The organism is Paenibacillus mendelii (assembly GCF_024498075.1).
GTDB lineage: Bacteria > Bacillota > Bacilli > Paenibacillales > Paenibacillaceae > Paenibacillus_Z > Paenibacillus_Z mendelii.
Window position 1 is genome coordinate 445,864 of sequence record NZ_JANHOF010000002.1, and the last position, 12,538, is coordinate 458,401.

At 51.5% G+C, this 12,538-nt stretch carries 8 protein-coding genes; 2 read left to right on the forward strand and 6 right to left on the reverse strand.

Going from position 1 to position 12,538, the window contains the following annotated elements; all coding sequences use genetic code 11:
- Positions 1-197 precede the first annotated feature (197 nt).
- Complete coding sequence (gene gltB / locus NNL21_RS09325; RefSeq protein ID WP_204817389.1) at positions 198-4,802, reverse strand: glutamate synthase large subunit; 4,605 nt, start codon at positions 4,800-4,802, stop codon at positions 198-200.
- Positions 4,803-5,189: 387 nt separating this feature from the next.
- On the opposite strand from gltB, the gene NNL21_RS09330 reads away from it, so the two are divergent.
- Entirely contained in the window at positions 5,190-6,554 is a 1,365-nt protein-coding gene (locus tag NNL21_RS09330) for a stalk domain-containing protein (protein ID WP_204817387.1), read from the forward strand.
- 100 nt (positions 6,555-6,654) lie between these two features.
- Here NNL21_RS09330 and NNL21_RS09335 read toward each other — a convergent pair whose 3' ends face one another.
- The gene (locus NNL21_RS09335) at positions 6,655-7,248 is read right to left on the reverse strand and encodes a TetR/AcrR family transcriptional regulator (RefSeq protein ID WP_204817385.1); all 594 of its coding nucleotides are present in this window, start codon (positions 7,246-7,248) and stop codon (positions 6,655-6,657) included.
- Positions 7,249-7,707: 459 nt separating this feature from the next.
- On the opposite strand from NNL21_RS09335, the gene NNL21_RS09340 reads away from it, so the two are divergent.
- Positions 7,708-8,823, forward strand: coding sequence for an MGDG synthase family glycosyltransferase (locus NNL21_RS09340; RefSeq protein ID WP_204817383.1), 1,116 nt, complete (start codon positions 7,708-7,710; stop codon positions 8,821-8,823).
- A gap of 123 nt (positions 8,824-8,946) precedes the next feature.
- Here NNL21_RS09340 and NNL21_RS09345 read toward each other — a convergent pair whose 3' ends face one another.
- The 4 genes from NNL21_RS09345 to NNL21_RS09360 form a co-directional block, all read right to left on the reverse strand.
- Positions 8,947-9,945 (reverse strand): C40 family peptidase, encoded by a 999-nt coding sequence (locus NNL21_RS09345; protein WP_204817382.1) that lies wholly within the window; start codon positions 9,943-9,945, stop codon positions 8,947-8,949.
- A 394-nt stretch (positions 9,946-10,339) separates the two neighbouring features.
- The gene (locus NNL21_RS09350) at positions 10,340-10,579 is read right to left on the reverse strand and encodes a hypothetical protein (protein ID WP_204817380.1); all 240 of its coding nucleotides are present in this window, start codon (positions 10,577-10,579) and stop codon (positions 10,340-10,342) included.
- Between the two features lie 189 nt (positions 10,580-10,768).
- Positions 10,769-11,653 carry a cation diffusion facilitator family transporter gene (locus tag NNL21_RS09355; protein ID WP_204817378.1) on the reverse strand — a complete coding sequence of 295 codons (885 nt, stop codon included), beginning with the start codon at positions 11,651-11,653 and terminating at the stop codon, positions 10,769-10,771.
- Positions 11,654-11,932: 279 nt separating this feature from the next.
- Complete coding sequence (locus tag NNL21_RS09360) at positions 11,933-12,439, reverse strand: zinc ribbon domain-containing protein (RefSeq protein WP_204817377.1); 507 nt, start codon at positions 12,437-12,439, stop codon at positions 11,933-11,935.
- Positions 12,440-12,538 lie beyond the last annotated feature (99 nt).

Below are 12,538 nucleotides of genomic sequence, written 5' to 3' on the forward strand. Positions count from 1 at the left end.
CGAAGAGCGCGCGCATGAAGTAGCATTCTTTTTGTTTTTTTGTCGTATCATGTTTGTTTTATGGAAAAATATGTTGGAAGCACTCCCATAGTCTCATCATTAGACTGCTGCCGTATCCAGACCGGGTTAACTTCCTTCCAAACAAAATAAACCCGAGACTCATACCTGAGTCTCGGGTCTATGTCATGCTTATTCCATTAGTTTCCGCCTACGCGGGCCAATTCCTTCATGTTCGCTTCGAATGCCGCAAGAAGCGCAGCGTCACCGGTCAAGCCGGTCCGTTCTACCTTCTCGATTTGTTCCAGCATCCGCTTGTAATCCTTCGGAATGATCCGCACGAAATTCTGCAGAGAGGATTCCCAGCTCGAGAGTACGCGATCACCGATTGCGCTTCCTGTATAACGCACATGGCGCTCGATCAAGCCGCGCAGCTCATTTACGTCATTCTCCGCCTCTACGCGCTCCAGCAGCACCATCTCCAGGTTGCAGCGCTTGTAGAAGTCGCCTTGCTCGTCGAGCACGTACGCTACGCCGCCAGACATCCCAGCGGCAAAGTTACGGCCCGTTCCGCCCAGGACAACAACACTTCCGCCTGTCATGTATTCGCAGCCGTGATCGCCTACGCCTTCAACGACGACATTCGCACCGGAGTTCCGTACGGCAAAGCGTTCGCCCGCGATGCCGCGGATGTAAGCTTGCCCGTTCGTTGCGCCGTAAAGCGCCGTATTGCCAATAATGACATTCTCTTCCGCAGCGAAGGTTGCCTTCGCTGATGGAGCGACAATAATTTTGCCGCCGGACAAGCCTTTACCTACATAGTCGTTAGAATCGCCTTCCAATGAAAGGGTCATACCCTTCGGTACGAATGCACCGAAGCTTTGGCCGGCCGATCCGACGAAGTGGAAGGAAATCGTATCCTCCGGCAAGCCTTTGGCGCCGTAGCGACGGGTTACCTCGCTGCCGACTATCGTACCGACAACCCGGTTGGTGTTGCAGATCGGCAATGTTGCCCGTACTTGTTCGCCATTCTCGATTGCAGGCTTCGCCAGCTCGAGCAGATGCTGCATGTCCATGGACTCTTCAAGACCATGGTTCTGTTCTTGTACGCAATAACGTGCCGCGTCGCTAGGCAGCTCCGGTTGATGCAGCAGCGGTGTGAGATCGATCCCTTTTAACTTATAATGATCGATCAGCGATTTCGTTTGGAGACGATCTACGCGGCCGACCATATCGGTGATCTTCCTGAAGCCAAGCTCCGCCATAATTTCACGAAGCTCTTGAGCTACGAACAGCATATAGTTCACCATGTGGCTCGGATCGCCCATAAACTTCTTGCGCAGCTCCGGATTCTGGGTTGCCACGCCGACCGGACACGTATCCAGCTGGCATACGCGCATCATGATACAGCCAAGCACGACAAGCGGAGCAGTGGAGAATCCATACTCCTCAGCGCCAAGCAGCGTTGCAATGGCAAGGTCGCGTCCGTTCATGATCTTGCCGTCTGTCTCAACGACAACACGGTCACGCAGATTGTTCAGCATGAGCGTCTGATGCGTCTCGGCAAGCCCAAGCTCCCATGGCAAGCCTGCATGCCGCATCGAGGCAAGTGGCGATGCGCCTGTACCGCCGTCATATCCGCTGACGAGGATCACGTCTGCACGGCCTTTGGCTACACCTGCCGCAATGGTTCCTACCCCGACTTCGGATACGAGCTTCACATTAATGCGAGCGCGGGGATTCGCGTTCTTCAAATCGTGTATGAGCTCTGCCAAGTCTTCGATGGAATAGATGTCGTGATGCGGCGGCGGCGAGATTAGACCCACGCCTGGTGTGGAGCCGCGAACCTCGGCAACCCAAGGATAAACCTTGCGTCCAGGCAGCTGGCCGCCTTCGCCTGGCTTCGCCCCTTGTGCCATCTTAATTTGAATCTCGTCGGCGTTGACCAAGTAGTTGCTCGTAACGCCGAAGCGTCCCGATGCGACCTGCTTGATCGCGCTGCGGCGGGAATCACCGTTGGCATCCGGGGTAAACCGGGCCGGATCCTCCCCGCCTTCGCCTGTATTCGATTTGCCGCCGATGCGGTTCATCGCGATAGCAAGCGCTTCGTGAGCCTCTTTACTAATCGAGCCGTATGACATCGCACCGGTCTTGAACCGTTTGACGATCGATTCGACCGATTCGACTTCTTCAATTGGCACAGGCTGGGCATCATAGTTGAATTCCAATAGGGAACGCAGCGTCAGATGCTTCTTGTCCTCACCTTGAACAAGCGCAGAAAACTTCTTATACAGCGTGTAGTTATTCGTCCGTGAAGCCATCTGCAGCGTGTGAATCGTCTGCGGGCTGAACAGATGCTCCTCGCCGTCTTTACGCCATTGGTATTCGCCGCCGGAATCGAGCTCCTTCACTCGGCCTTCCTGCTCGGAGAATGCACGGTTGTGGTGCTTCAGCGTTTCTTCGGCAATGATATCAAGACCGATACCGCCAATCCGGGATTCCGTCCAGGTAAAGTACTCATTGATAAGATCCTTGTTCAAGCCGACCGCTTCAAAAATTTGCGCGCCGCGGTAGGACTGGATTGTCGAGATACCCATTTTGGACAAAATCTTGACTACGCCCTTCGTCGCTGCCTTGATGTAGTTCTTGATCGCCTTCTCATGCGTAATGCCCTTGAGCATTCCTTGGTGTATCATATCTTCCAGCGTCTCGAAGGCGAGGTACGGATTAACCGCACTTACCCCGTAACCGAGCAGCAGGGCATAATGATGCACTTCCCTTGGCTCGCCGGATTCCAGCAGCAGGCTGACCTTCGTGCGCGTACCCTCGCGGATAAGATGGTGATGCAGCGCGGATACGGCTAGCAGCGCAGGTATAGCAGCCGTCTGGCGGTCAATGCCGCGGTCCGACAGAATGAGAATGTTATGGCCCTTACCAATGACACGGTCAGCAGCCTCGCACATTTCTGTTAGAGCTGCCCGCAAGCCTGCTTCACCTTGATCCGCCTCGAAAACGATCGGCAGTGTGATCGATTTAAAGCCAGGACGGCGAACATGTCGCAATTTTGCAAATTCTTCATTGGAAAGTATCGGTGTCGCGAGACGAATATGGCGGCAGCTCTCCGGCTCCGGATTGAGCAGATTGCGTTCCGGTCCAATCGTTGTGCCCGTCGCAGTAATAATTTCCTCACGGATTGCATCAATCGGAGGATTCGTAACTTGGGCGAACAGCTGCTTGAAGTAGTTGTACAACCGCTGTGGACGTTCGGACAGCACGGCGAGCGGAGCGTCATAGCCCATAGACGAGATTGGCTCCATTCCGGTTCCTGCCATCGGCTCGAGTACTTTGCGCAAATCCTCGAACGTGTAGCCGAACGCCTGCTGACGCCGCTCCACGGATTCATGATCCGGTTCAGGCAGCTCACGCGCATCCGGCAGATCATCCAAGCCGACAAGATGCTCGTCGAGCCATTCACGGTAAGGATGCTCCGTTGTAATCTTCTGCTTTACCTCTTCGTCGGAGATGATGCGGCCTTCCTTCGTATCGATCAGCAGCATCCGACCAGGGCGAAGACGGTCTTTATATAGAATGTTCTCAGGATCGACAGGTACGGTGCCCGCTTCAGAGCCAAGAATGATAACATCGTCCTTGGTCACATAGTAGCGCGCCGGGCGCAGACCGTTCCGGTCAAGAATCGCGCCAATCTGCGTGCCGTCTGTAAACGCCATAGCAGCCGGACCGTCCCATGGTTCCATTAATGTACTGTGATATTCGTAGAAAGCTTTCTTGTCATCGTTCATGCTCTCATGGTTCGACCATGGCTCCGGAACCATCATCATGGCTGCGTGCGGAAGCGAACGACCGGATAGATATAGGAATTCCAGCGTGTTGTCGAACATCGCCGTATCAGAACCGTCGGGATTGATAATGGGTTTTATTTTGTCCATGTCCGCGCCGAATAATTCGCTCGCGAATAAGGTTTGGCGGGCATGCATCCAGTTCACATTGCCGCGAAGGGTATTGATTTCGCCGTTGTGAATCAGATAGCGATAGGGATGGGCACGTTCCCAGCTAGGAAATGTGTTGGTGGAGAAACGCGAATGGACCAAAGCAATTGCCGTTTCAACCGTCTCATCGTTCAATTCGACATAGAAAGAGCGTACCTGCTCCGTTGTCAGCATGCCTTTGTAGACGATCTTCTTGCTGGATAGGCTGGAGAAGTAGAAGCTGTCCCCGCCTTCGGCGCCGGAGTAACGAATCGCGTGCTCCGCCCGCTTGCGAATAACATACAGCTTGCGCTCGAACGCAAGCTCTTCCTGCTGCCCTGCCCCTTTACTTATAAATACTTGACGAACATACGGTTTCGCGGCTTTTGCCGACTTCCCCAGCTTCTCGTCATTCGTCGGAACAGTCCGAAAGCCAAGAAGCGTCTGGCCTTCCTCACGAATGATGGCCTCAAGCTCGGCCTCCTGCCTGCTGCGCACCGTCTCGTCCTGAGACATGAACAGCATGCCAACCGCATAATCGCCGTTATCCGGCAGATGGATTCCAAGACCTTTAAGCTCGCGAACAAAGAAGGTGTGCGGGATTTGCAGCATAATGCCTGCTCCGTCCCCCGTATTCGGCTCGCTGCCTTGGCCACCGCGGTGTTCCATGTTCTCCAGCACCGTTAGCGCCTGAAGAACGATCTCATGCGACTTTCTACCCTTAATATTGGCTACGAAGCCCATTCCGCAAGCATCTTTCTCAAATTGCGGATCGTACAAACCTTGTTTCTGCGGCAGTCCCACCCGATTCTCTTTCATTGCATGCAACCTTCCTATGAAAAAATTTTTGTATAGGCCTTATTCATAACGCTATCGCTTCATATTTGAAGCATAATCGCTTAGAATGTAAAGGAATGCATCCTCGACCGCTCGACCTTGATGACCATTGGGACGACTAAACAATGCTTCCATATTGCTGTATGCTGCTTTCACGGCATCGCCATCCTAGGATGGCACAGCTGATAGGACAAAATCTTTGTTCTGTTATTTTATCTCACATCACCCTGTGAGATCAATTTAATATTTTTTATGGTCATGATAAGAGATCTTTTGCAGTAACGCGTCGAATGTTGGCGAAAGCCTTCAAACCCAGTAATAAAGCCTCATCCGATACATCATAAAAGTGTGAAAAGGGAAGTGAACGTATTGTCTAGAAAGTTCAGGAAATCGCAATTGACCGCCGCTGCACTGTCTGCAGCCCTGCTTGCAGGCTCGCTGCCAGCAGCCGCTTCAGCCCAAAGCGTGAGAGCCGCTGTTCAGGAAAACATCCTCCTGGCACAGCCGCTCATTTCGCTTTTCGCTGCTGCAGCAAGCGAAAGCGTCAATCCGGCAGAAGTCTCTGCCTTATTCCGCATTGTGGCGGTTGGTGATTCCATCACGGTCGGCTACGAGCTTGGCATGAACGAGAAATCGACCGTCTACGGATACGTCGACCGGCTTTATGAGCAGGCCCTTTATCACGGGGCTGCCGAAACACAGAACTTCGGCATTCTCGGATTGAAGTCAGCCGGCTTGAATCGCTGGCTCGAAGCGACGGAGCAAGGACTGCCCATTAGCGCGGAGGAGGCCCAGGCGGGCATCACGAAGTATCCGAACGCGACGCAGACGATTGCCAAGTCAGCGGAATTGCGCAGCGCGCTCGCTCAAGCCGATCTCATCGTCATGACGATCGGAGGCAATGATTTCCTCCCGCTGTTCGATGAGATAAGAACACGCACCGTCACTCCGGAAGAGCTCGGAGGCTTGATGGATACGGTGCTGGAGAGCTATATCAGCGCCTTAGAAGGCTCGCTGCGCTCCATTGCGAAGGTTAACCCCAAAGCTCAAATCGTGCTGACCGATCAATATTTGCCGGTACCGAAGCCTTCCAAGCTGAATAAGGCGGTTACGGAGGAACAATATGCGGTGCTGCTGCATGGCGTATCCAAGCTCCATGAGCAGGTGGATGCTTTAGCCGTGAAGCTGGAAGGCGAAGGCGGCCATGTCATAATCGCGAACGTATCCGAGCCTTTCGCCGGCCACGAGCTCTCATACACTTCTATTATCCAAGGAGACAGCCATCCGAAGCAAGCGGGCTACGACGTTATTGCCGAGGCCTTCGCCAAGGGAATCTGGGGCTCGTACCGCAAACCGCTGCCGCTTCCGGCAGGCGCGCCACTGCATGTGATCGTGAACGGCAAGGAAGTAGCCGGGGGCAATAAGCCGATTGTCAAGAACGGGACTACCTTCCTTCCTATGCGAGATACCGCAAATGCGCTAGGCGCAACACTGGGCTGGGACGGGAAGACGCAGACCGCAACGATTAAAGCCGATGGTATCGAAGTAGCCTTCACAATCGGCGCCAAGACGATGAAGGTGAATGGGCAGTCCCTTGCCCTGGAAACACCCGCTTATCTGGAGAAGACCGGTAAAACCTCATCCACCTACTTGCCGCTTGCCGCGCTTACCAGAGGATTGGGTTATCAGGTTACATACCGCAAGCCTATTCAGACGGTGTTTATCAATTCCTAACGACCACCAAGTATAGATGATACACAAAGCGCCCCATTGGCCGCCTAACAGGAGATGCTTCCGTCTCCCTTGGGCGGTTCGTGGGGCGCTTCTTGATCGTCTACTTCGCGGCCAAACCGTTCTGAAGCAGTGCGGCAGCGTATTCCGCAATGGCTTCTTGGCTGAGCGCTTCATGACGCTTGCTCCAATCTACGGATAAGGCTACGTACATCTTCAGCATGACCAGAGCCGTTAAGGCCGGATCGACCGGACGCAGCTCTCCCTTGTCCACAGCCGATGCCACTTCATCGCGGATAAAACTGACGATTACCTGTTCCAAATGGTCAATACCGGCCTTCGCCATCGGCGTGCCAATATCTCGAACCTCCTGAGAGAGCTTGACAATGAGCTCATGCTTTTCACGGAATTGCAGCAGCTCCCGGAGGACTGACGTCAAATTATAAAAGAATGGCTTCTCTCGATCGATGGTTCGCAAAGCAAGAGAACGCAGCTCAGCGGTCAGACTTTCGATGATCTCATTAAAGAGCTCTTCCTTCGTGGCAAAGAACGTGTAGATGGTTCCTTTGCCAACTGCGGCGATTTTGGATACGAGCTCCATGGTCGTCGCTTTATAACCAAACATTGCGAATGACTGACCTGCAGCCTCTACGATTTGTTGTCTACGGTCGATCGGTTTTTTTGTTGCTTCCGTCATCGCCACAGCCTCCTTCTCGATCATTTCATAAAACTGCCCAATAATTGACCAAATCCTAAATTCAGTCATGTAGTCATTGGATGCATCTTATCATACAATTAACTGGATCGCAATGTGGCGGTGCCCGTTTGAAAATAAGTAAAATAAATGCGTAACAATATGCAAGCTTTGGAATCATTTATATAATGTAGATTATGATGTTTCATTATTTTAACCGGTGAATGCATCTTTTTGCTCATGATGTTCGTCTGATCATTGTACCCATGACCTGAGGGGTGCATCTCACCTCTTTATATAAATTTTAGAAAAGAAATCACGATATCTAAGGCCATGGTCTCATTTGCAATCTTGTTTTAGATGTCCTCGCATCGTAATATGGTATAAGAGACAGGCACGACTTACTATTGAAGGACTTCGATAGAAGTTTTTCTCATCTTTGAGGGAGAAGCAGGTGAGAAGATGCATAAGAAACGAGTGCTTTTGCTCTCGGAAGGATTCGGCTCCGGACATACCCAAGCTGCATATGCTCTCGCCGTCGGGCTTCGTGAGTTAGATCCGACCGTTCAGACACGTGTCATTGAGCTTGGCAAATTTCTTAATCCGGTACTCGGGCCCATGATCGTGAATGCATACCGCAAGACGGTGAGCAAACAACCGAAGCTGGTTGGCATCGTCTATCGCAGACAATATAAAAAATCACTCAACCGGCTTACACAGCTCGCGCTGCACCGGATTTTTTATACACATACGTCTCAAGTCATTTCCCAGCTTAAGCCCGATCTGATCGTCTGTACGCACCCTGTACCGAATGCAGTCGTTTCCAGGTTGAAGCGGCTTGGGCTGGATGTTCCGCTTTATACATTGATTACCGATTATGATGCCCATGGAACATGGACGAGTCCGGAGGTCACCAAATATTTGGTGTCGACGCCTCTCGTGAAGAAGAAATTGACCGATCGTGGAATACCCGATAGCCGAATCGAAGTAACAGGAATACCGGTTCACCCGAATTTCTGGCATACGCATGACAAGCCGGAGCTTCAATCGCAGTTTGATCTAAAACCGATGCCCACGGTCCTTATTATGGGCGGGGGCTGGGGAATTCTGTACAGCGATAACCTGCTGGAATATATGACGCGTTGGCGCGACAGCATTCAGCTCATCTATTGTGTAGGCAATAACGAGCGTGCCCGTGAGAAAATGCTCTCCGACCCGATCTTCCAGCATCCGAATATTCGCGTTCTTGGCTTCACCAGGGAAGTCAGCAAGCTGATGGACGTCTCGGATTTGCTCATAACCAAGCCAGGCGGGATGACATGTACCGAAGGACTCAGCAAGGGCATACCGATGCTGTTCTACGAGCCGATTCCCGGACAAGAAGAGCAGAACTGCGAATATTTTGTTCAGAATGGTTTTGGAGAAATGCTCGATTCAACCGAAACCATCGACAAGTGGTTTTCACTTATCCAGGAACCATATGCGTCTGTTCAGTTCAGGCGCAACCTCATGACGAAGCGCAATCAACAATATAACCCGACTCAATGCTCCCGTGCCGTCCTGCAGCTGCTGCAGTGACGGTTTTTTCCCCACAACCGCCGTACAGTCCTTAACTATCGTCTTATCTTACGTTCAATCACAGAGAAGGGACCTCCAGCAGCGGAAGGTCCCTTCTCTTGTGATTCTATCCATTGAACTTCTCTACAGGGCGCTTCCCCCGTACAAGAAGCGGTATTCCCAATGCTTGCCGGCAATGCTGTCCGTTCGCACTCCGCCAGATTCCTTGGAGTACGTATGTAGAATTTGTCCGTTGCCGAGGTAAATCCCGACATGCGTAATCGTGGCCTTCGACTTGTTAACGCCGGAGTACGAGGAAGCTTTCGTCCCTTTATAGGACATGAAGAACATCAAGTCGCCGCGCTTGAGCTGATGCCAGTCGGAAACTGCGTTTCCTTTATTCTTTACATAGCTGCCCTGCTGCCTAGAATCGGCAGGCAGTATGGCATTAATCGCATCGCGGAAAGCCGTTCGTACAAAATCCGAGCAGTCGAAGGTTGAATTGTTATTGCGGTTGGATCCATACTCGTATGGCGTCCCCAGATATTTCATGCCGGCTTTAATGATGGCCTCGACGGCTTGTCCGCCGTTCACAACGCCTGAATTACCGTTCGAGCCTCCGCCCGGTACCGTTTGTCCTGCATTGACCTTTATATATTTCGAACTCGTACTGACATAACCTTTGACACCCTTGGAATCCCGCACTTCATACCAATATTTGTTTGGCTGGCCGGTTACCGTTACATTCTCGCCCTTCTGTAGATAACGGATCCGTGATGCATCCGTAGCAGGTGATTGGCGGAATGACACGGAGGCTACAATGACCGCATTTCCGTTCGTGCTGCCGACTGTACCGCCGGACGCGGCACCTTCAAGCGCGATGTATTTAGCATTCGAGGAAACATAACCGATTTTCCCGCTGCGATCCTGAACCTGATACCAGTAATCATTCACTTCGTTTAAGACGGATACTTCCTCACCCTTCTTCAAATAACGCACCACGTTGGAAGATGTGGATGGACGGTCCCTGAAGCTGACGGATGATTGAACCTCCGCGGTCTGCTGGGCTGCCATTGCAGCCGGTAGAGAAATGGATGCGGCAAGGATTGTTGCCAAAGTTAGCGCTGTAATCTTCTTATTCATCTGAGTAACCTCCATAGCTGTTAGTAAGATTAGCGGTCCTGTTTCGACATGTTTGTCCTGTTATTCATTCTACGTTCGCCTTACGGGAACACATATCGTTCGCTCGTCTCATTTTCCGATGGCATATAGTTCCTCGATGATATCTGTAAGCGTTTACTTTTCCACGCAAAAAAGGCGCTCCCCAAGAAAGGCCAGCGTAATGGAACGCTTACCAGTTCTTGCATTGAGCGCCTTTTCATTCCCTCAAAACCCAGTCCCGGAAACAAGACCTTTGTACTATCCAATATATCCCGGATTATAGGACCTAGTAAATTATACCACTGGGTCTCAAACCGCATTATCGGGATGGATCATTCACTTTTTTGACAATTGCGCGATCTCCACGCTCGGTAAACTAGGCTAATTCTCCTATCTGCGGCAATGAATGATCCAGTGCGACAGGCAGCTGTCCCTTGTTCGTCACCTTTACGATAGCATCCAAACGGTTCGTTGAATCCAGTACGGACTGATACTCAGCCTTATCGATGGACGGATGGGCGACCACTTCTCCCGTATGATAATACAGATGAAGAATACCACTCTCCTCATTATAGGAGCAGAAAGCAATTTGTTTGGACTCGATCGGTACCAGCATGTGAACACCTCCACAAATTTTTTACGAGAAATAGGGTCTTTGACTAAATTGTATGTGATGGGGCTTGAATTTCTTCCCGTTATTTCAAGTAACCTGCCTCATTGCAGCTTTATCCTATACATACCCATATTTCAGCGGCTTAACGCGAAATAACCGACATCGCCCAGATGCCGGTTGTAACGAATTGCTCTAATTCACTTCCTCTGCTGATACCAGGGGTTCAACATGCACATGCACGCTCATAATGTTGTGTTTGCGTTCCATTCGTTTCTCGATCTCGTCGCTAATGCGGTGACTCTCAACGAGCGACAATTGGGGATCGACCAGAACGACAACGTCCAGTAAAACATTACTGCCGTGTACCCGCGCCTTGATATCTTTGATGGAACGCACTCCCTGTGTCCGCTCAATCGTGCCGCGCAGCGAGTTTAGTTCTTTTTCATTAAAGCCATCGGTCAACGCATACGTCGAGCTGTAAAATATCTCCCATGCCGTCTTGCAGATGATGCCCCCAACAGCAAGCGCCGCCACGGGATCCAGCCATGGCAATCCCAGCCGCGAGCCGATAATGCCTATGGCGGCACCGACGCTGACGAGCGCATCGGATAGATTATCTTTGGCAGCGGCCATGAGCGCTTGATTATTTATGCGTTTGGCCAGATTTCGGTTGTACACATAGACGCCGGTCATACATACAGCCGCTCCAAGCGCGACCCATGCAGTGAGGAGGCCAGGCGCCTCACGCTCGCTGGCGAATAACGAATTAACGGCACTTATAAGCACCTGTACACCGACAGTGGCCATAATGAAGGATGCAACGAGTGCGGCGATTGTCTCGGCGCGGAAATGGCCGTAGGGATGATCCTCATCCGGAGGCTTCTGTGAAATGCGGAGGCCGATGAGCACAGCCGCGGAAGCGATAATATCGGTGAGGTTATTATAACCGTCGGCAACAAGCGCGGCAGAAGCGAATATATAACCTGCGGCAAGCTTAATCACCGATAGAACAATATAAGCGCCGATACTAAGCCAGGCTCCCTTTTCCCCTTGCTTGATTTCCTGATACTGGTCCAAGTTCGGCACCCCCTTAACAAAATGTCATCATGTGGTAACTTTGGCTACAGGTTATCATACTTGATGGCAGCCGTGTGGGTCTAGAGAAACAGTGTTGGCGGCGGGGTCACTTTTGTGACGTGGAGCAACTTGTTTGACCCCCTCCAAAAGCTAAACCCTTGGCAGCATTTAGCATAACCGTTCGGCATGAAAATGAAACCTTCGCTCCATATAAAATAGACAGTCACTCCGGGCGCGAGAGGCGCTTGAAGCGACTGTCTATGGGGTGATAATTAATAATTAGCGTCCTTGCTCATCGTAGCCGTCCTCGTGACTGCTGGTGGACGACAGGCCGCTTCCGCAGGTCAGGCAGAATTTCGAATTCAGCTCGTTCTCCGTCAAGCAGTGGCTGCATATGACGCGAATCTCGCCGATCGTTGTCTCCGGCTTGGGTTCCTCCCCCAGCTGCGCTCCGCAATCTGGACAGAAGCGGGCATCGAGCGGTACCACTTTGCCGCAGCTGCAGCTTTTTTCGTACCGGATATTTTTAATCCGCTCCTCGAGCAGATCGATTTCTGTCTGCATCTCATCTAGCTGGCGCAAAAAGCCGGCAACTTCCTCTTCCGATTCATCGCTGCCTCCGGCTTGATGTGCACGGTATACCGAAGCGCCAATGTTATGAAACAGCTGCTCCATATCTTTTTCCTTGCCTGAAATCTGTGATTTCAGCTTCGTAATTTCGACAGTCTGCTGTGCTTTTTTGGCAGCATCCGACGCACCTTGTTTCACTTTATCAAAAAAGGACATATTACCGACTCCTCATTCCATTATTTCGTCAAGACTTCTCTTATTTTAACATGAATGACATAGTCGGTTCACGCGTCCTAAGACGGGTTTTTCATCTAT